Consider the following 20,175-nt stretch of genomic DNA (forward strand, 5'->3'; position numbering starts at 1 on the left):
GCGAGAAATTTAAAAAATGAGAGAAAAATGGCATTAATCGACCTGATAGACGTAAGTAAAAAATTTGGTGCAAATGAGATTTTAAACGCTGTAAATTTTAGTGTAAATGAAAATGAAAAGATAGCGATCATCGGCAAAAACGGCAGTGGCAAAAGTACACTTATGAAGATCATCTCTGGCGAGGTGGCAGTAGATAGTGGCAGACGCATAGTGCAGAGCCTAATAAGCGTCGAGATGCTAGCTCAAACTCCAAATTTTAACGCAACTTTTACCGTAAGGCAGGCACTAAATAACGAGCTAAAAGAGATATTTGACGCGATAAGCGAATATGAAAAGAGTGGCGTTTTACTAGCAAATGATCCAGAGAACAAAGAAATTTTAAAAGAGCAAGAGAGACTTATAAAATTTATAGAAGCAAAAGATGGCTGGAATATTGAGCACAAAATAGAGCGAATTTTGCAAGAATTTAAGCTAAAAGAGTATGAAAACAGGCCCATTTGTTCGCTTAGTGGTGGCGAGATCCGCCGCGTGGCACTGGGCGCTCTCATCCTTAAAAAGCCAGATGTGCTGCTGCTTGATGAGCCGACAAACCACCTTGATGTTTACATGGTCAAATTTCTTGAAGATATGCTTAAAAGCTCAAATCAAAGCATAGTTTTTATTAGCCACGATAGGTATTTTATCGATGCGCTCGCTACTAGGTGCGTTGAGGTCGAGGATGCAAGCTTAAAAAATTTCGAGGGCGGATATGCAAACTATCTAACCAAAAAAGAGGAAATTTTAGCAAGTCTTGCAAAGTCGCATGAGACACTGCTAAAACAGCTAAAGGCTGAAGAGGAGTGGCTAAGGCGCGGCGTAAAAGCTAGGCTAAAGCGAAACGAGGGCAGAAAAGAGCGGGTGCTCGCCATGCGCGAGGAGGCCAAGAAAAACCCAGGTGTGATAAGACGCGTGAGGCTAGAGCTTGAGCGTGCGAGTAAAAATTTCAACCAAACGCAGAGCCAAAACCGCAAAAAAATGCTCTTTGAGTTTAAAAATTTAAGCAAAAGTATAGACGGCAAGGTGCTTTTTGAGAAATTTGACGCAAGGGTTTTGCAGGGCGAGAGGATAGCCATAGTTGGGCGAAACGGCAGTGGAAAAAGCACGCTACTTAAAATTTTGCTAGGACTTGAAAAGCAAAGTAGTGGCGAGATAAAAAGGGGTGAGGTGAGTATCGGCTACTTTGATCAAGCTAGAAATGTCCTTGATGATGATAAGAGCCTAATAGAGACATTTTGTCCAAATGGCGGCGATCACGTGCTAGTTCGTGGGCGAAATATGCATGTTTATGGCTATCTTAAAAATTTCCTCTTTCCAAAGGAATTTTTAGATAAAAAGATAGGCGTTTTAAGTGGCGGCGAGAAAAACCGCGTGGCACTGGCGATGCTTTTTACTAAAACTTACGACGTGCTGGTGCTTGACGAGCCGACAAACGACCTTGATATCGCAACTATCAATATCTTAGAAGACTATCTGCAAAGCTTTGAGGGGGCGATCTTGCTAGTTAGCCACGATAGATATTTTGTCGATAAGATGGCAAATAAGCTTTGGGCGTTTGAGGGCACAAAGATAAATGTCTTGCACGAAGAGTATAGCGTCTATTTGGAGCTTGAAGATGAGATGAAAGAGCTTGATAAATTTGAAAAAGAGCTTTCAAATAGCCAAAATGAAGCCAAACAAAAGAGCAAATCTGGCGCAAAACTAAGCTACAAACAAACGCAAATTTTAAACACATATCCAGATAAAATTTCAGCCCTTGAAGCAAGAGTAGCCGAGCTAAATGAGGGGCTTAGCGATCCTAAAATTTATCAAGAAGTGGGACTTACTACGCTTTATGAAGAGCTTGAAAAGGCAAAAGCTGAGCTTGAAAGCCTAGAAAATGAGTATTTTGAAGTGCTTGAGATCGCTGAGGAGCTAGAGTAGCTTGAAAAAGATCGGTAGGATAAGCGCGCTAAATAGAAGAGTTGTTAGGCAAAATTTAGCCACAAGCATGAGCCTTTTGATAGGTAAAGAGAGATTTAGCGGGGTGTTTTCGCCAGAGATAGAAAAATATGAAGTAGGCGATCTAGTCCGGATAAAATATAAAAAGGTTGGATTTTTAAATAAGATAGAGACAATTAGGCTAATCGCGACAAATAGAGAAAATTCGGACTTATATGAAAGGTTGAAAAATTTATTTTATTTGATTATGTTTTTATATTTTTCTATTTTTTTGTTGATGGTGATTTATTATGGGGTTTTAAAGAATTTTAGTATTATTGGAGCTATTTTAGCGTTATTTGCCGTATGGCTATTAAATACAGTAGTTAGAGTAGTATATTATCAGTTTTTGATATTTAGATATTTTATATTTGGATAGGTTTTGTGAAATTTAAATGTATGGAAGGTTTTTGCGCCATGATGAGGTCGCTAAATTTGTTTAAAATGGGGCTAAAATGTTAAAAAAACATCCGCTAATCTCAGTAATAATCGCCATAGTTGTGATATTTTTTGCTACCTACTTTTTTATCTTTGGGTTAGCTACTATTTTAGATGACGACATTGGTGATAGTAAAGAGTTAAATAATAGCTATTTTTATGTCAAAGATGACAAGGTCTATGCCATGGTGCCAAGTGGTGGTGAATTTGAACTAATAGGCGTGAGGGCCAGTAAATTTAGATACATTGACACTGGCAAATACGACAACAGAAACGTTGGCGCTAGCGATAAGGCAGTATATTGTGGTAATCTCGTGATGAGTGGGCTTGATCCAAATGGCGTTAGAGCGCTTGGCAATGGCTACTTTGGCGATGGCAAGATAACATACTTTTGCGATAGCGAAAGCGAGACAAACCTTGAAATATCCGCACTTAAAGAGTTTTGGGACATCTTCTCACATAAAATGTTTAACACTCCAAAAGCGCAAACTCATATCTATAAATTTAGACAGGTTGATAACGTAAATTTAGCAGCGATCTTGGGCTTTGGCTACGCAAGCGACGGCGTGAAGGTCTATCATGATGGCAAAGAGCTAGAGGGCGCAAATGCTAGCAATATGCGATACATCGAGCAGGCATCTGGCAGAAAGAGCATACATTTTACGACTGACGGAGAAAATGTCTATTATGACAGCACAAAATTAGGGATCAAATTTAGCCCACAAATGCGTGATATCGGCGAGATATGGCGCATTCACTATCTTTATGAGCCAAATTCTGGCATGGTTTATGCAAACGATCACGAATTTGACCCAAAATTTGCCCCATACGAGCCACTTTTTAACATAAAAGATGAGCACTCCTATCATGCGCTCTTTCGTGGCAAAGGCGGTATCTATCACTGGGAGCGAAAGTGGCAGTGGTATAACAGCATAGATGAGGGTGAGTTTGTAAGAGACGGCGATGATCCATTTAAAGGCGAGATAACGCCGCTATATGGCGACGTGGTGATAAGTGATGGCAAGACATATTTTTTAAAAACCTATGAAATTTGGCACAACACAAAAATTAGCCACGGCCTAAGCTCACGCCACACGTTTATCGTAAGGCTTGATACAAAAGAGCAGTGGCGAAAGATAGGGCTTGTAAGAAACGATGGCTACGGAGCGGTCTATGCAAATGGCGATAAGACATATTATTTTGATAACGTCGGCTACGGCTGGCATTTTAACAGCAGTGTTTATGATATAAACGACCTTGGTGTGGTTGAAATTCTCACTCGTCCTTATGGCCCAAATGTTAAGAATTTAAAACTTGATGAGATAGTAAAAATGGTAGATCAAGGCGCTATGGTGCCAGCTGAGGGCGAGGTGGTGATCGATGCGATAAGCGACTTTGATGATTACTCGCAAAAATATGCCTACTGGATATTTTTAGCCATTGCATTCATAGTCTCGGTAGTTGGCGCTATTTTTAAAAACAAAAAGCAAAAAAGTGGGCTTAAAAAAAGGGTGGATGATTATAGATAATGAGAAAAATTACTATTAGATTTGTTTATTTTTTAGTTATCTTGACGCTATTTTTTGTTTTGGCGATGCTTTATCTCTGGCATGAGGGCGAGTATCAAAGAGGCTTTGCAAATATTGATAATAGTGAGTTTTACCGCTCACCAGAGGGTAAAATTTATGTTCAAATTTCAGGCAGCGGCAAGTATGAGCTACAAGGAGTTGATGAGGCTAGTTTTAGGGTTTTAAAGCTAAAACACGCGTATGATTACTCAAACGTGGCGGCTGATAAAAACAGCGTCTATTGCGCTAGAGAAATTTTGCCAGGTCTTGATCCAAACAGCACCAAAGTGCTTGGCAATGGCTATATAAGTGACGGCAATATAAGCTATTATTGCAGCTCTAGAAGTAAGAAAAAGGCGGGATTTAATGAATTTATCGCCGTCATGAAAAGCGTCGCTCACATCTTTATAAAAAGCTACGATGATAGCTCATATTTTTATAGGACAAAGCTGGTTGAAAGTGCAAATTTAGAGCCTATATTTGACGCTGGTTTTGCAAGAGATGGCGGCACGCTTTACTACAAGGGCGAAAAGCTTGACGCACAGCCTAGCGAGCTAAGATACATCACGGCAGAAAATGGCGCTCCTAGCGGATATTACACAGATGGTAAAAGCCTATTTTTAGGCTTTTATAAGCTTGATGCAAGCTACTCAGATGAGGTGCGCCAGATATGCTACGACCCCAAGCACGACATAGAATATCTTTTTGAACCAAAAAATGGGGCGGTGTTTGCAAATGAGCGTAAATTTAGCACTCAGCAGATGCCTTATAGTGCCATTTATAGCGTGGATAACGTGCACTCTTTTTGGCCTCTTTTTGCCAGCAAAGATGGAATTTACTTTTGGGATAGCATGAAAAACGAACAAGCTAAAATTTCAGACTACCAACTAAAAGGCGAGCTAAAAAGGCTCTATGCTGACGTTTTTGTAGATGAGAGCTCAGCGTATTTTTTACAGCAAGGCGAAGAGTGGCGGCGCTCAAGGCACGGCAGACACTTAGTGGCGCAAACAGTATCTTTATATAAATTTGCCCCAAGTAGCTCTTGGCGTGAGATAGGGCTGGTAAAAGATGGCGAGTATGGCGCAGTATATGCAAACGGCGAGAAGGTCTATTTTTTTAGCAAAATAAAGCCATTTTACGGCATAAAGCATAGCGTTTATGAGGTGGCTGATTTTAGCGTCATAGAAAATTTAACAAGAGCGTCTAAAGAGCTTAGCACAAAAGATATCAGCGAGATGATAAAACGCGGCGAACTAGTGGAGACAAGCGGCGAAGAGGTCGCAAGGTCGAGGATAGAGTATGACTCCCCAAAGATCATCTTATATATCACATTTGGCATTGCTTTTGTCGTCATAGTGCTAATAACTCTTGCAAAACCAAAGAGAGATAAAAGCGACTTGAGATAAATTTCAAAGTGGCTATTTTTGGTGGCTAAAGCTTAAAATTTCATAAAAATTTAAAGAGAAAATTTGACCCATTTACTCTTTTTTGTTATTTTGAAATGAAGCTGAAATTTACAAAAAAAAGGAGAAAAATGATCAAATTTCAAAGGTCGAAATTTAACAATTCGGTATTTATCCCATCGCTTGCCGTCATATTTTTAATAACGGCATTTGCAGCGATATTTCCAAATTTCTCAAATGAGTTTTTTAAAGGTATGCAAAACTACATCGCGGCCAAATTCGGCTGGTTTTACATCCTGGCCGTCGCCGTCATACTTATAAGTATCATTATCCTTGGCTTTAGCAAGCTTGGCGAGATCAAACTAGGAGCCGATCACGTAAAGCCAGAGCACAAAAATATCTCGTGGTTTTCTATGCTTTTTGCCGCCGGTATGGGCATCGGGCTTGTGTTTTTTGGCGTGGCCGAGCCGCTCATGCACTATCTAAACCCGCCGGTCGGCGACGCACAAACTATCGCAGCGCAAAAGCTTGCTATAAACATCACCTTCTTTCACTGGGGTATGGGCGCATGGTCGGTCTATGCCATCGTGGCGCTAATTCTTGCCTTTTTCTCGTACAGACACGGCTTGCCGCTCACGCTTAGATCGGCGTTTTATCCGATCATCGGAGATAAAATTTACGGCAAGATAGGTAGCGCCATCGACACATTTGCCGTCGTGGCGACGCTCTTTGGCGTGGCGACATCGCTAGGATACGGCGTACTCCAGGTAAATGCGGGCCTTACGCACGTTTTTGGCCTGCCGACTATGCATATCACGCTTCTTGTCGTGCTTTGTTTTGCGGCTACCGTCTCAGCGGCAAGCGGCGTGGATAAGGGGATTAAAATTTTATCAAACTCAAATATCGCGCTAGCCATTTGTTTCATGTTTTTGATACTATTTTTGGGCGATACGACGCAGCTTTTAAAGTCATTTGTACAAAACAGCGGCGACTACGTCTCGACGCTCATCTCAAATACATTTAATCTCTACGCCTATGAGAGACAAAACGAGAGCTGGCTTGGCGGTTGGACGCTGCTATACTGGGCTTGGTGGCTATCTTGGTCGCCGTTTGTGGGACTATTTATAGCTAAAATTTCAAAGGGCAGGACGATAAGAGAATTTGTGGTCGGCGTGCTTCTTGTGCCGACGGGCTTTACATTTGCTTGGATGAGTTTTTTTGGTAACTCGGCGATTGCCTTGGTGCAAGGCGGCTTTAGCGAGCTTGCCGGTACGGTAAATTCTGACTCAGCCTCAGCGCTCTTTATGTTTTTAGAAAAATTTAGCTTTTCAGGCGTGCTAAGCACGATTGCGGTCTTTATGATCGTCATATTTTTTGTCACTTCCGCCGACTCTGCGGCGATCGTTATGAACATGCTTTGCTCAAACGGCAAGGATGATACACCAGTTTGGCAAAAGGTCTTTTGGGGTGTTACAGTGGGCATCGTGGCGGCATTTTTGATGCTAGCAGGCGGTCTTGGCTCACTTCAAGCACTTACGATCACGACTGCGCTGCCATTTGCCATAGTGCTACTTGGTGCCATTTATGGGCTATTTAAGGCGTTACGTGTGGATCTAACCAAAAAAGAGACAAATAACTTTAGCAACATGCCTATTAGTGATCTTTCAAAGCCGTGGCAAGAGCGCCTAAGTGCGATCATTACGCTACCAGGCAAAAAAGATGGCAAGAAATTTTTAAACGAAGTCGTGCTAAAAACTTTTAACGAGTTAAAAGAGGAATTTGCCAAAAACGGCCTTGAAGCAAAGGTCACAAATGGCGAAAATTTTGTAAATTTAAATGTCGGACTTGGCGACGAGATGGACTTTAGATATGGTGTCTATCTCACTAAAAGCCAGAGCCCAGACTACACCAGAGAGCTTGACGGCGATGATCTTTACTACAGGGCTGAAGTCTATCTAAAAGAGGGCGGTCAGGACTACGACGTGCTTGGTTGGAGCGAGGCCACGCTGATAAACGACGTCATCGAGCAATACCGCAAACACATGCAGTTTTTACATGTTGTTAGAGAGTAAATTTGAGTGAAATTTGCCTGGAATTTGAAAATTTCTAGGCAAATTCTAAATTTTACTCACTCGTTATCGTTTGTTACTGAATTTAAAAGCGTGATATACTTGTTTGTAAATTTTAAAATTTGATTGAGTTTTATGCACGTGGTGTAAAGCAAGATATGAGTGTCCTTATTTTTTAGAGAAAACAAATTAGAAAATTTAACTTTATTAATTTGTATTTTTGCTTGTAGCTATGAGATAAATTTGAAATAAAAAATGTTAATTTTTTGTTGCGTATCGTTCAAATTCCAGAGCCAAAATGCATTTTCTGTAAATTTTTAACTTTGATAGATGTTTTGCTGTATCGGTCATTGTAAAAATTTATAAAATCTCAAGTCTGGTGCTGATATCAGCAACGCCTTTTGAATACATCGCTGATGTTACTATCGCATCGGCATTTGCGTAATCTTTTGCATTTGATAAATTTATACCACCGGCTGCTAGGATAATGGTATTTGGAGAAATCTCATCTCTTAAAGAGAGTACATTTTCGATGAGCTCTGGACTAAATTTATCGCACTGCACGACGTCGCAATTTGCTTTTAAAAGCTTGCTTACTTCGTCTAAATTTTCAGCTTCAATGCATACTTTTCGCTCAGCCATTTTTGCTTTAAACTCTGGCAAATGCGATAAAAATTTATCAAAGCTACCGTAGGCTTTTATGTGGTTTTTAAAAAATAAAATACTATCGCTAAGCCCAAGCCTATGGATGCCACCACCGCCTTCAAGTACGGCTTTTACGCAAAATTTCTTAGCAAACGGAAAACTCTTTCTAGTTGCCAACACTTCACATTTTTCATTGACGTACTTTGTGGCATTTACCATTTTATTTGTATAAGTTGCGATGGCACTGGCATATTCTAGTGCGACTTGAGCTAGTTTCCAAGCTTTATGCACATCTTCGTAGCTGCCATAAATTTTTATGATCACATCGCCAGCCTTGCAAATTTGAGAATTTTGCAGAAAAATTTCACTCTCGCACCCAAGTAGCCTCGCAACACTTGCGGCCACATCAACGCAGCTAACACAAATTTCATCACGTGAATAAATTTCAAGTGAGGCATTTTTATCGATATTTTGAAGCGACGTAGTAAGATCAAAGTAAGGTACATCTTCGTTTATATAGCTTAGAATTTCTGCGTCGCTAAGTATCATTTTATGCCTTTTTTACCTCATTTTTTGCTTTTATTATCATTTTTTTAAAGATTCCATTGTCATAAAGCCCAGCATGATAAAGAGCAAAACAAGTAAATGCAATGCCTGAAGCAACGTGAAATTTCTTAATGCTTTTATTTCTTTTCATAAAAAGGGCGCTTAAGCAAACTGAGGCTAAAGTGATGCTCATACCGACTTTTGATACTTGCCTATGAGTGTGTATATCAAGTAATTTGCCACTTATTTTTGTATCGTTTTTCAAATTCTTCTCCATTTAGTTTTTATTCCAGCAACTTGTATTTTTGATGCCAAGACTTTCTGGGTCAAATTCTGGATTTAGCCCAGCCTTTCTTTGAGCTTCGTAGTCTTTGACTGCTATTATCACTACTTTTGAAAGTAAGAATATAGCGATGATGTTAATAGTTGCCATTGCAGCCATTGTGATATCCGCGATATTCCAAGCGAGCTTTAAATTCATCTGAGCGCCAATAAATATCATAACGACAGCCGTTATCTTAAATAGCAACGTAAGCTTGTGGTTTTTTGTTAAAAATTTCATATTTGCCTGAGCGTAGTAGTAGTTGCCAATAAGCGAAGTGATGGCAAAAAGTACAACTGCAAGAGTAGTAAAATGAACTCCAAATTCACCAAAATACTCTTTCATTGCAGCTTGAACGAGAGGAAGGGCGGTTAGCACCTCACCACTTGAGCCAGTTTGTTTCGTAAGATAGGCCTGTGAAAATAGCACGATCATACCAGAAGCGATACATATAGTCATGTCTATAAAGACTGCCATTGCTTGAACTAGGCCTTGTTTTACTGGGTGGCTAGTATGTGCTGCGGCTGCTGCGTTTGGAGCTGAACCCATACCAGCTTCGTTCGAGAAAAGGCCTCTTTTGATACCTATTACGATCACGCTGCCGGCAAATCCACCAAATATCGCTTTAAAATCAAAGGCATTTTCTAAAATCATCTTAACAACATCAGGAATTTCTTTGAAATTTAAAATAATAGCGATAAGCGCTAGCGAGATGTAGGCAAGTGCCATGAACGGCACGATGTATGAGCTTACCTTACCGATGATGTGGCTTTTGCTAAAAAACATTACCGCCGCAAATGCCGTAAGTATAAGGCCGATGCCAACAGGTAGTCCGCTTTGCGCAAAGCTAACGTTGCTACCAGCTTTGTCATAGTAAATTTCAAAGGCTGATGTCATGGTATAGCTTTGAAGTCCGTTAAAGCCGTATGCGTAGGTGATGATGAGAATCACCGCAAAAAGCGAAGCCAGCCATTTTATGCCAAGACCATTTTTGATGTAATAAGCTGGACCGCCTTTAAATCCAAAAACGTCTTTTGTCTTATAAATTTGCGCTAGTGTGCTCTCTATAAAAGCTGAAGCTGATCCTAAAAAGGCCATCAAGCACATCCAAAAAAGAGCTCCAGGACCGCCCGCGACGATGGCAGCTGAAATTCCAGCAATATTGCCTATGCCAACGCGCGAAGCAGTCGAGATCATAAGTGCTTGAAATGGCGTTAAATGGTGCTTATTGTACTTATCTTTTTTTTCTACTAAGACTCTGCAAGCCTCAAAAAACATCCTAAACTGCACAAAACGAGTCAAATAACTAAAATAAATTCCCGTAGCCACAAGAATAATGACTAAAAAATACCCATATAAAAAGTCGTTGGCTACGTCCATTTTGCCGTTTAAAAAATTTAAAAAACTATCAAGCACCATCTACCCTTTCAAATTTATTTTGATTTGAATTTTACGCCCTTCATTGAATTTAATAAAAGCCAAATCGTTGTGCCATTATGAAGCATGGCAGTTGCTATTGGATTTAACATGCCAAGTGTTGCTGCACTTAGTATAGCTGTGTTTACGCCAACGGTTGAGCGGAAATTTGAGCTAATTAAATCCATTGTTTTATTTGCAAGCTCTTTTACGAGAGCTACGCTCATGATGTCGTCTTTTAAAAGACTTATATCAGCCGTCGCTTTAGCTATATCAGCACCTTTGTGCATACTTATGCCCACATTTGCCTTAGTTAGGCTTGGAGCATCATTTATGCCATCTCCCACAAAGGCTACTTTTTTGCCCTCGCTCTTTAGCTCTTCGATGATAGCTGCTTTATCTGTTGGTAAGCACTCTGCATAGACCCTATCAAGCCCAAGCTCTCTTGCCACCTCTTCAGCCTTGCTTTTGATGTCACCACTTAGCATGACGACCTCTTTTACGCCAAGACTGCGTAGTTTTGCCACCATGTCTTTTGCGTTTTCTCTCATATCATCTTTCATAGCGATGACTCCGACTAGCTCTTTATCATATCCTACGTAGAGTAAGGTTAAGCCGCTATTTAATGCTTTGCTTATTAAAGCTTCATGAGCTTTAAAACTTATCATCTCGTCATCCTCCAAGAAGTGTCTACTGCCTATAACCACCTCTTTACCGTGCATCGCAGTTTTTACGCCATGAGCTACGATAAATTCAACTTCATCGTGATGAATATGGTGGAAACCACGCTTATTTGCAGCTTCAACTATTGCTTCGGCTACTGGATGAAAGTAGTGCTCCTCGGCACTTGCAGTTAAATTTAATATATCATTTTGAGAAAAGCCCTCTTTAAATGAATAAATTTCAACTACGCTTAGGCGTCCATGCGTCAGAGTGCCGGTCTTGTCAAATACAAAAGTGTCAACTGAGCTTAAAGCTTCGATCGCTTTTGCACCTTTTACAAGAATGCCATTTCTGCCTGCTTTTGAGATACTTGATTTAAAAGCAACTGGTGTAGCAAGCTTTAATGCGCAAGAGTAGTCCGCTTGAAGTACGCTAGCAACGCTATTCATATTTTTATTTATAATGTATGAAAGTCCAGCAAGCGAGAGCGTAACAGGCACAAGTTTATCAGCTAGTTTTAACGCTTTTACACCAATGGCTGATTTTTCATTGAGTGAAGTTTGTATGTACTCTTTGATCCTAGCTGTCGCTGTATCACTGCCTACATTTTCAGCCCAAATTTTTATCCTACCTTCATCAACCACTGTGCCGCTTATAACACGGTCACCTCTAGCTTTTGGTATAGGCTCAGCCTCTCCAGTCATTGAGACTTGATTTACATCGGCGTTACCTTCAACGATATAACCATCAACGCCTATCGTCTCACCAGCTCCGACTACTACGATATCGCCTTTTTTTAAATTTTCGGTTTTTACCTTTTCAAGCGTCTTTTCACCATTTAAATTTCTCTCGACCCAGACTTCTTCGATGTTTGGTTTGGCTAGCTCTTTGATGAGATCATCACTTCTGTGGCTAGCACTTTCTTCCATATATTCGCCGATATTTATCATCAAATTTGTGCTATTTGCTGCTAAATGATCGCCCATTGCTAGGCTAGTACCAATGGCAGTTGCCTCAAGCACTTTTGAAGTGATACCCTCATGCCTTAGCTCTTTTGCACCTTCTATTAAATTTGGAGCTGTGGCGTAAAGAGTCACGGCTGATTTTAGAGTTTTATTACTCATAAATGGCGTTACACCAAGTGCAGCAGCAGCTTTGTAGATATTTGCTTTGCTAGGCAGGCTCTCATCTTTTGGCTTGGTTGGAAAATCATAGCTTTTTATAAAATCTAAAATTTTCTCATAGCTCTTATCAAACTCGACAATGATGCTTTTTGCGTATTTATTTACACGAACACTTAGTGCATCAGTTCGCTCTGAGATCGCAGCCTCGATAGCACTGACGTCGCTTCTAGCATTTAGGCTCTCGCAAATAAACCTCGCTCTATTTTTACTCTTGTGAGCTAGAGTGATCTTATTTTTGTGAGTCAAGTTCTGCTTTGACATCTTCAAAACGCTCTTTTAGTTCTTCTATGCCAGCGTTTATAAGCTCGCCACCTTTGATAATCGCTTTAAATACGCACTCTTGTGCTTTTGGATTAGTCAGTACATAAGCTGCGATACCACCTAAAACTAGACCTTTTACAAAGCCAGCAGCATTAAAATTTTCAGGTACAAATGGTAAATTTTGAGCTGCATTATTTATTGCGTTATCAATTGCGCTTGGCTGAGTAGCTGCTGCATTGTTAGCTGCAGTTTCACTTGCTACGTTTTCTTCGTTGATGTAAGGGTTGTTCATTATTTACTCTCCAATTTTATTAGTTTTTCTGCTATCAAAAGACCGCCGATGCCAGCTGCTGTAAAAGCTGCTGCATTTAGATATTTTTTTTGTGCTATTAAATTTGAAGCATGAATACCAACAGCGCCTACAAAACCACCTGTTACAGCGTATTTTGCTATCTTTTTAGCAACATCTTTTTTAGTTGCTCTATTATTTAGATAGTCGCTAAAGCCAAGTGCAGCTGCACCCATGCCAGCGATTAAAGCACCGCTGATGAAGTGATCAAATGGAAGTCTTGTGTTTGAAAGTGTAAAAAGACTATTTTCTTGCATTCTCTATCCTTAAGCTATATCGTTTGGTGTGATAGCTTTTGGAGCAGCTGGCTTTTTAGCGCGTGGTTTTCTTGTTTTCTTTACCACTTTTTCAGCCTCTTTTTCTACTTTTTTAGCACCACGTTTTGCTTTTTTTTCTTCTTTTACTATAAAGTCTTTTGCATCTTTTGCAACACTTTTACCTTTTTTGTAAAGATCTTTTGCAGCCTCTTTGCCTTTATCAAAGCCATCTTGGGCGTACTCTTTGATCTTATCTCTTTTATTCCAAGCAGCTATTGCTAAACCGCCTACTGCTAAACCTGCTAAAAATGGTAATGCCATTTTAAATCCTTTCTTTGTTTGATTTTGTAAATTATTCATTTTCTTCATCCTTATTAAAATTTTTGCTAACTACTGAAATGCCTAATGCTCCAAGCGCAAGTCCGCTAAAAAACGAGAAATTTGGATTGTTGGTTATTTTTGCTAACTCGCTTTTATCAGCTTTGCCACTCGCGATATTTTGCAAGCTTTTAGTTATCTCATTAAAGTCGTTTTGATAGTTTTCTAAAATATTTGTTATGCCATTTTGCTCAAAATTTTGTGAAATTTCATTTAAATTTAGCTCATTTTTTATTTCACAGCCACTATAAATTTCTTTTAAACGTTGCTTTAAAGAGGTGATATATTCGTTATTTGAAGTAGCCCAAAGTCTAAAAAATAGATCTTTTAGCTCTTCATCATCTAAGCTTTCACAAAATTTTTCATACATTTTATTTAGCTCTAGCTCGTAGTTTAAAGCTTGTATTAGCGCATCTTCTTTATTTTTTGCTGGCAAAAATATAGCTTCATTTTCGCAAGCAAGCTCATAATCATGTGTGCTCGCAAATTTTTCTATCAAGATGATTGCATTTTTTCTGATATTTGCGATCTCGTTAAAGACATCACCAAATGAAGCTAAATTTTCATATAAGCTAAGCGCGTTTTTTTCGCTGGTATATGATGCGTTTAAAAGTTCATTAAGCATATTTCACTTCTTTTGCAACTTCATTTACTCTAGTTGAAATCTCTTCTAAATTTTGCCCTTTTAAAAGATCTTCCCAAAGGTTTTTTGGAAAAATTTCATGATCGTATTCGATCGTTACAGAGCCGATTAGCTTGTTAAATTTTACATTTTTTATACCATTTATCTGAGCTATCACATCATCTAGGCTAGCTAAATTTACGCTGTTACTTAGCTCTTTTATCTTTGGACTAACTCTTACTCTTAGTCTACCGTTTGTGTGAGCTATCATTGAAAAATAGCTTGCAACTTGTGCTAAAGTTTGTGTTTTTATATCCATTTTCATCCTTTTTTTAATTGCGTATTATCTATTTCACAGCTTAAATAAACCTGAAATTTTTTTGTTTTTCATTATCAAAAACTAAAATGAAATGATAAAATTTAATTTCCATTTTTCTCTTGGCAATCACTGCAAATGCCATAAAGTATCATTGTATGCGACTGTTCACTAAAATTTTTTTCTTTGCAAATTTGCTCTTGCCTTTGCTCTATCATCTCATCTTCAAAATCAACTATCTTTTCACAAATTTCGCATATCAAATGATCGTGCGAGGATTTTAAATTTAGTTCAAATTTCTTTACTCCATTTTCTTCAAAACAGTTTGCAAGATGATGCATTTCGAGAAAATTTAAAAACGAGTAAATTGATGTCATTGAAATTTCATTCTTGTGGATTTTGTAAATTTCTGAAGAAATTTCTTGAGCACTTAGATGAGAGTTACTAATGAAAAGTACATGCAAAATTTGTTCTTTTAACTCTGAGCTTTTTTGCCCAAAGGCTTCTAAAAACTCTTTAAAATGCTTATAAAATAGTTCAAAATTATCCACAAAAACCTAACTAAAATGATAATTAATATAAGGATTTTACAACTTTACTTATAAAAAAAGCATAAAATTTCTTACGAATTTCAAGTAAAGTATTTTATAAGATTGTTTTGGTATAGTGTCGCATTTTTTAAATCAAAATTAAGGAATAAAATGACTTACGACGAGCTTGAATTAGACGCCGTTTTGTTAGAGGTTTTAGAAAATAGAGGCAGTTTTGATTCTATGGACGATGAGGAGCTTTACGAGCTTATCGAACAAGTTGCACAATATACAGATGGCGATTACGAAGAAGCGTTTGAGTATATGACTCAATTTTCTCCAATCCCTAAAAAACGCTTCGTTTCACTATTTATGGTTTAGCAAAAAGCTAAGCCATAACTTCTATAAAATTAATCAAAAAAGTAAAAATAAAAAGAGCTCTTGACCCACTTAATGAGTCAAGGAATTTGAGCTATAAGAAGTATTTTGAGATTATTTCTTTAAATTTTAGTGTGTATTTACTAGCTTTTGGACTATTGTTGTAGATATTCTCAAAATCATACATTCGCTCATAGTAATCATTTGTATCTTGTATATTTATTTTTAGCCTTGCCACATCTAGACTAACGCCTACAAAAGCACCACTTGTCTTGCCACGCTCCTCAGCAAATGCTGAAATTTCAGGCAAATCACTTGTGATCGCTACTTCATTACCAACGCCACCAGTTGCTTCTGCTTTTAGACTGATCGTATCTTTTGCATTAAATAAATTTGCATAAGCTTCTGAATTCTTAAATAAAATGATCATATCAGCTGAGCTGTAACCAAGTTGTAAGCCTATGCTTCCAGATGTGTAATTTACAAAAAATGGGCTTGACCATTCACCATCATCGTTTTTAGCGATAAATACGCCTTTACCTGTAGAGCCAGTTACAACAGCGCCTGCTTTTGTCACATCAGGGATTATGGCGATCGCTTTTATGCCTTCAAATTTAGTGTTTGGCTTTAAATTTCTTGTACCAAAAGCGTTTAAAATATTTATTGCATTTTTTAGCTTTTGATTTTGGATCACATCAGCATTTAGGTATGGCGTGAAAAATAAACCAGCAAGAAATATGATTAATAGTCTTTTCATTAAAATTCCTTCCTTAAAATTTTCGTTATTATAGCCTAAAATAAACTAACGGTAAAAATATTATTAATGATTTTTTATGAGAGTTCATTATAAAATGCGACCTTTTAAGGAAAAAATATGAGTTTAATACTTTTTGTCGAATACGTCGGTATCGCATCAGCTGCACTTAGCGGGTTTTTATTTGCAGTAAAAAAGGAGTGTGATTGGCTTGGAGTCTTTTTGTCTGCATTTTTGACTGCACTTGGTGGCGGTATCATGCGTGATATGCTCGTTGGTAGGGCAGTTTATTCATTTACGCACTATATGCCAGTAAGCGTTGTTATTTTTATGTTGATTGTTTCAAGAGTGGCAAATTTACATATAAAAAGAGAAGGTTTGGAGCGAAAATTTGTATTTATCTTCGCCGATGCGATCGATGTTATCTGTTTTTCCATCGTGGGGGCAATGGTTGCCATTGAGTACAACTACAATATCTTTGGTGTGATGATGATCGCCTTTTTTAACGGCGTTGGTGGAGGTATCTTAAGAGATATTTTGCTAAACGAAATTCCATGGTTTTTACGCACTGGACTTTACGGCACGATAAGCCTTGGTGTGGGGCTTGCTTACTTTGTGCTATATCATCTAGGCCTAACCAATATATTTTTTACTATGCTCTTGCTTGCTGCTGGCATTACAGTTAGGATGTTTGCGTTTTATAGAGGCTGGAAGCTGCCTGATCTATGAAATTTAGCGAGTTTTTTGATATCTGGGTCAATGAAAACTACTATAAATTTGGCGTAGATATCGGTAAAAAGGGCGACTTTTACACAAATGTAAGCGTTGGCTACCTCTTTGGCGCCTGCCTTGCAAACTACTTTATAAAGCTACTTAAAAATGGCGAAATTTCTAGCTCCTGTAAGGTAGTGGAGATTGGCGCAAACTCAGGTGAAATGCTAGCTGATTTTGCGCAAGGCATCTTTACGCTTGAGCCAGAAATTTTGTCAAATTTAGAGCTTATCATCATCGAACCTCATGAAATTTTACGCAAAAAACAGCTTGAAACCTTTAAAAATCGCTTTGGTGACGAGGTTAGAGTAGAGCACTATGAAAATTTGGGCGAGTGCTCGTTTGATGAAATTTTTGTCATCTCAAATGAGCTACTTGACGCATTTAGTTGCGAGGTGATAGATGGGCAAAATATGCTTTTTGTGGATGATGATCTAAAATTTCACTGGCAAAAGGCGGATCAAAATTTACTAGCTCTTGCAAAAAAATTTGGCATAAAAAAGGGCGAGATATCAACTAGCTACGCTAAATTTGCGCTCCAGCTTGCAAATGCGGCAAAAAAGGTGAGATTTTTAAGCTTTGACTACGGCGAATTTGAGCCAAAAAATGAGTTTAGCCTAAGGATTTTTAAAGACCATCAAGTATTTTCTTTATTTGAAATTTCAGACCTTGAGCCATATTTTAAAAGATCGGATCTAACATATAGTCTTTGCTTTAAGCAAGTAAAAGAGGCTTTTTTTGAGGCTGGCTTTAAGATGCTTAAATTTAAAAAACAAAACGAGGCTTTAGTTTGCGATCTTGGTGTGGATGAAATTTTATCTTTGGTGCTTGAAAAGGGTAGCAAGCAAGCCTATGAAAATGCAGCCAAACAGGCGAAATTTCTACTCTCGCCCGAGTTTTTAGGCGAGAAGTTTAAATTTATAGAGTTTTTAAAGAGCTAGCCTAGCGATATTGGCAAAACTCGCCTCGCAAGCCTTTAAAAGATCGTTTGGAGCTATCTTTATCTGTTTGCCTCTTACTCCAGCACTTACTAACACGTATTCTTGCTCTTTTGCACGTTCATCGATAAATGTGGCAAAGTGTTTTTTCATAGCAAGCGGTGAGCAGCCGCCCCTAATGTAGCCAGTGATCTTTTCTAAGTCTTTTAAATTTATAAGCTCGCAGCGTTTGGCGCCACACGCGTGAGCAAGTGCTTTTAGATCAAGCTCCAAATCGCCCTGCAAGCAAGCAACAACGAAATTTTTAGGCTCACACTCACAAACGATAGTTTTATAAATTTGCTTTATATCTTGCTTAGTGCTAGCTGCTACGTGGATGGCTGAAAGATCGTTTAAATCAACTTCATACTCTAAAATTTCATAATTAATTTTTAGCTTGTCTAAAGCTCTAGCAGCATTTGTTTTATGTATCATTTTTTCTCATTTTTGCGAATTTTTTGTATAATTATAGCCAAAACTTAAAGGAGGAAAGATGGCTGAAGAAGTTGAAGAGAAAAAAGCAAAAAAAGGTGGCAATGGTGCATTAATGATAATTATCATTGCGATATTTGTTTTGCTACTAGTTATTGGAGGGCTAGTCGCGTTTTTGATGCTTAGTTCTGACGAGCCAAAAGAGGCAAACATGATGCAAGCACCAGCTCAGACTCAAACGCAGTCCATGCCAGCTCAAAATAAGGCAAAGCATGGTAGCAACGACTATTCAAATATGGGACCGATATATCCGCTTGATCAGTTCATTGTAAATTTGCTTAGTGAAAATGGCTCAAGATTTCTTAAAACCAAGATTGATATGGAGCAAAGCGATGAATTGCTAACTCCTGAGCTTGATAAGAAAAAAGCACTTTTAAGAGATATTATCATCAGAACACTTTCATCAAAAACTTACGAAGAAGTAAGCACCGCAAAAGGCAAAGATAGGCTAAAAGACGAGATCGTGGGTAAGCTAAATGAAGTGCTAAATGATGGCTACATCAAAAACATATTTTTTACTGATTTTGTGGTGCAATGATAGGTATTGATATCATTAAAATAGATAGAATTTCTAGACTTAAAGCTCGTTATGGCGAGTTTTTTTTAAAAAAATTTCTTAGTGATGACGAGATCGCGCTAGCAAAAAATGATGCGACTTTGGCTGGATTTTGGGCGGCCAAAGAAGCAGCTAGCAAAGCCCTTGGTGTGGGCATCAGCAAAGAGTGTGGTTTTTTAGACATTGAGCTTAGCAAAGACGCAAAAAATGCACCAAAGATAAAATTTAGCCCAAAAATTTATACAAATTTTAATATCAAAGAAGCAAGCCTTAGCATAACTCACGATGGCGGATTTGCCGTAGCTGCAGTGATGATTGTCTAAAATTTATGCATTTTTACAAAGCTTTTTAATATCTTTTAACTACTTCTGATAAATTTAAAAAACGTATTTTTATAAAATTTTTTAAAGAAAAGACGATATCTTTAATCAAGATTTAATGGAGCTAAAGAAACTAAGGATAGTAAAATGCAAATTTCTAATAACCTCTCAACTACTAACTATCTCTCAAGAGAAAACATAGCAAGAGAGATGGGATTTAAATTTAACGATATAAACGAGATACTTAGTAACGATATGGGTCATGGCATGACATTTCCTAAGTATATGAGCCTAGACGATAAAGCTAAAGCAAGGGAATACGACAGATATGATCACTCACTTACTGGCTTCGTAAAAGGTGAAGGAGAGGCGAGAGTAAGCATACTTGGCAAGCTAATGGGCTATGACGACGCTTTTTCAAAAGATAAGATAGATGAGCTAAAGAAATTTATAGATGATAGCGGTGCTTTGGGGCTTGAGAGAGCTTTTGGTGACTCAGAGACTTTATCTGTTAACGAATTTATAAAAAGATATACCAGAAAGCATGGTTTCTCTGACTTTACCTTTGGTGGAACAAAAACAGCTGAACTGCTTGATAGCGATATGAGCGTTGATGAGTTTAAAGCTAATTGGACTAAATTTGCACTAAAGAAGCGCTTTGGTTTAGAGCTTGACGAGGAGCTAGCAAAGGAGACTATAAATTCCATCAATGATCTTGAAACACAAAACGAAGAAGATAAGAAAGAGAAGAAATTTACACCTATACAAGTTACTAAAAAATCTCACACCTATAAGCTTGAAGCCGATGAGAGATTTAAAGAGCTTTATAAATTTATAAAGAGTGAATTTGATAATGGCAAGAGCATGTTTGAAATTTTAGAAAAAGTGGCAAAGCTTAAAGTGGATAAGAGGGCATAGGTATTTTATAAGCAAAGAACGGAATT

The 20,175-nt window shown here is 38.2% G+C and carries 23 protein-coding genes; 11 read left to right on the forward strand and 12 right to left on the reverse strand.

Going from position 1 to position 20,175, the window contains the following annotated elements; translation table 11 throughout:
• Positions 1-27 precede the first annotated feature (27 nt).
• From abc-f to CVT05_RS09055, 5 genes are all read left to right on the forward strand, one after another.
• Entirely contained in the window at positions 28-1,959 is a 1,932-nt protein-coding gene (gene abc-f / locus CVT05_RS09035) for a ribosomal protection-like ABC-F family protein (RefSeq protein WP_107698548.1), read from the forward strand.
• A gap of 1 nt (position 1,960) precedes the next feature.
• A complete protein-coding gene (locus CVT05_RS09040) occupies positions 1,961-2,395 on the forward strand; it encodes a hypothetical protein (protein ID WP_107698549.1) in 435 nt (144 codons plus the stop codon).
• 76 nt (positions 2,396-2,471) lie between these two features.
• Positions 2,472-3,983: a DKNYY domain-containing protein gene (locus tag CVT05_RS09045; protein WP_107698550.1), complete on the forward strand. Its 1,512-nt coding sequence runs from the start codon at positions 2,472-2,474 to the stop codon at positions 3,981-3,983.
• A complete protein-coding gene (locus CVT05_RS09050; protein ID WP_107698551.1) occupies positions 3,983-5,428 on the forward strand; it encodes a DKNYY domain-containing protein in 1,446 nt (481 codons plus the stop codon). Before CVT05_RS09045 ends, CVT05_RS09050 begins: the two co-directional genes overlap by 1 nt.
• 128 nt (positions 5,429-5,556) lie before the next feature.
• Entirely contained in the window at positions 5,557-7,497 is a 1,941-nt protein-coding gene (locus CVT05_RS09055) for a BCCT family transporter (protein ID WP_107698552.1), read from the forward strand.
• Positions 7,498-7,854: 357 nt separating this feature from the next.
• On the opposite strand, the gene modD is transcribed toward CVT05_RS09055, so the two are convergent.
• The 10 genes from modD to CVT05_RS09105 all read right to left on the reverse strand — a co-directional run bounded on the left by modD (position 7,855) and on the right by CVT05_RS09105 (position 15,004).
• Positions 7,855-8,688, reverse strand: a complete 834-nt coding sequence (modD, locus tag CVT05_RS09060; RefSeq protein WP_107698553.1) for a ModD protein — start codon at positions 8,686-8,688, stop codon at positions 7,855-7,857.
• Position 8,689: 1 nt separating this feature from the next.
• Positions 8,690-8,950 (reverse strand): helicase, encoded by a 261-nt coding sequence (locus CVT05_RS09065; protein WP_107698554.1) that lies wholly within the window; start codon positions 8,948-8,950, stop codon positions 8,690-8,692.
• Positions 8,951-8,962: 12 nt separating this feature from the next.
• Positions 8,963-10,426, reverse strand: coding sequence for an alanine/glycine:cation symporter family protein (locus tag CVT05_RS09070; RefSeq protein ID WP_234400592.1), 1,464 nt, complete (start codon positions 10,424-10,426; stop codon positions 8,963-8,965).
• 14 nt (positions 10,427-10,440) lie between these two features.
• Entirely contained in the window at positions 10,441-12,516 is a 2,076-nt protein-coding gene (locus tag CVT05_RS09075) for a heavy metal translocating P-type ATPase (RefSeq protein ID WP_107698556.1), read from the reverse strand.
• Positions 12,500-12,823 carry an oxidoreductase gene (locus CVT05_RS09080; RefSeq protein WP_087577962.1) on the reverse strand — a complete coding sequence of 108 codons (324 nt, stop codon included), beginning with the start codon at positions 12,821-12,823 and terminating at the stop codon, positions 12,500-12,502. The genes CVT05_RS09075 and CVT05_RS09080 overlap by 17 nt, the downstream gene beginning before the upstream one ends.
• Positions 12,823-13,137 (reverse strand): hypothetical protein, encoded by a 315-nt coding sequence (locus tag CVT05_RS09085; RefSeq protein WP_107698557.1) that lies wholly within the window; start codon positions 13,135-13,137, stop codon positions 12,823-12,825. Before CVT05_RS09085 ends, CVT05_RS09080 begins: the two co-directional genes overlap by 1 nt.
• A 9-nt stretch (positions 13,138-13,146) precedes the next feature.
• Complete coding sequence (locus tag CVT05_RS09090; RefSeq protein WP_051288446.1) at positions 13,147-13,458, reverse strand: hypothetical protein; 312 nt, start codon at positions 13,456-13,458, stop codon at positions 13,147-13,149.
• Between the two features lie 31 nt (positions 13,459-13,489).
• Complete coding sequence (locus tag CVT05_RS09095) at positions 13,490-14,140, reverse strand: ferritin-like domain-containing protein (RefSeq protein ID WP_087580710.1); 651 nt, start codon at positions 14,138-14,140, stop codon at positions 13,490-13,492.
• Positions 14,133-14,456 carry an HMA2 domain-containing protein gene (locus CVT05_RS09100; protein ID WP_107698558.1) on the reverse strand — a complete coding sequence of 108 codons (324 nt, stop codon included), beginning with the start codon at positions 14,454-14,456 and terminating at the stop codon, positions 14,133-14,135. The genes CVT05_RS09095 and CVT05_RS09100 overlap by 8 nt, the downstream gene beginning before the upstream one ends.
• Before the next feature lie 101 nt (positions 14,457-14,557).
• Complete coding sequence (locus CVT05_RS09105) at positions 14,558-15,004, reverse strand: Fur family transcriptional regulator (protein WP_054196789.1); 447 nt, start codon at positions 15,002-15,004, stop codon at positions 14,558-14,560.
• Between the two features lie 150 nt (positions 15,005-15,154).
• Here CVT05_RS09105 and CVT05_RS09110 point away from each other — a divergent pair, with 150 nt between their 5' ends.
• Positions 15,155-15,364 carry a hypothetical protein gene (locus CVT05_RS09110; protein WP_002942234.1) on the forward strand — a complete coding sequence of 70 codons (210 nt, stop codon included), beginning with the start codon at positions 15,155-15,157 and terminating at the stop codon, positions 15,362-15,364.
• A gap of 91 nt (positions 15,365-15,455) precedes the next feature.
• Here CVT05_RS09110 and CVT05_RS09115 read toward each other — a convergent pair whose 3' ends face one another.
• Positions 15,456-16,118 (reverse strand): lipid-binding SYLF domain-containing protein, encoded by a 663-nt coding sequence (locus tag CVT05_RS09115; protein WP_107698559.1) that lies wholly within the window; start codon positions 16,116-16,118, stop codon positions 15,456-15,458.
• Positions 16,119-16,235: 117 nt separating this feature from the next.
• Here CVT05_RS09115 and CVT05_RS09120 point away from each other — a divergent pair, with 117 nt between their 5' ends.
• Together CVT05_RS09120 and CVT05_RS09125 are read left to right on the forward strand one after the other, a co-directional pair.
• Positions 16,236-16,844 (forward strand): trimeric intracellular cation channel family protein, encoded by a 609-nt coding sequence (locus tag CVT05_RS09120; protein ID WP_054196787.1) that lies wholly within the window; start codon positions 16,236-16,238, stop codon positions 16,842-16,844.
• Positions 16,841-17,827 (forward strand): SAM-dependent methyltransferase, encoded by a 987-nt coding sequence (locus CVT05_RS09125; RefSeq protein WP_107698560.1) that lies wholly within the window; start codon positions 16,841-16,843, stop codon positions 17,825-17,827. The genes CVT05_RS09120 and CVT05_RS09125 overlap by 4 nt, the downstream gene beginning before the upstream one ends.
• Here the strand turns inward: CVT05_RS09125 and ybaK are convergent.
• Entirely contained in the window at positions 17,816-18,298 is a 483-nt protein-coding gene (gene ybaK, locus CVT05_RS09130; protein ID WP_084110087.1) for a Cys-tRNA(Pro) deacylase, read from the reverse strand. The genes CVT05_RS09125 and ybaK overlap by 12 nt on opposite strands.
• 58 nt (positions 18,299-18,356) lie before the next feature.
• Here ybaK and fliL point away from each other — a divergent pair, with 58 nt between their 5' ends.
• The 3 genes from fliL to CVT05_RS09595 all read left to right on the forward strand — a co-directional run bounded on the left by fliL (position 18,357) and on the right by CVT05_RS09595 (position 20,149).
• The gene (gene fliL / locus CVT05_RS09135) at positions 18,357-18,893 is read left to right on the forward strand and encodes a flagellar basal body-associated protein FliL (RefSeq protein ID WP_084042196.1); all 537 of its coding nucleotides are present in this window, start codon (positions 18,357-18,359) and stop codon (positions 18,891-18,893) included.
• Positions 18,890-19,234 (forward strand): holo-ACP synthase, encoded by a 345-nt coding sequence (gene acpS, locus CVT05_RS09140; RefSeq protein WP_107698561.1) that lies wholly within the window; start codon positions 18,890-18,892, stop codon positions 19,232-19,234. The genes fliL and acpS overlap by 4 nt, the downstream gene beginning before the upstream one ends.
• A 144-nt stretch (positions 19,235-19,378) precedes the next feature.
• The gene (locus CVT05_RS09595) at positions 19,379-20,149 is read left to right on the forward strand and encodes a hypothetical protein (RefSeq protein WP_107698562.1); all 771 of its coding nucleotides are present in this window, start codon (positions 19,379-19,381) and stop codon (positions 20,147-20,149) included.
• Positions 20,150-20,175: the final 26 nt, after the last annotated feature.

The organism is Campylobacter concisus, from assembly GCF_003049705.1.
In the GTDB taxonomy this organism is placed as follows: domain Bacteria; phylum Campylobacterota; class Campylobacteria; order Campylobacterales; family Campylobacteraceae; genus Campylobacter_A; species Campylobacter_A concisus_AR.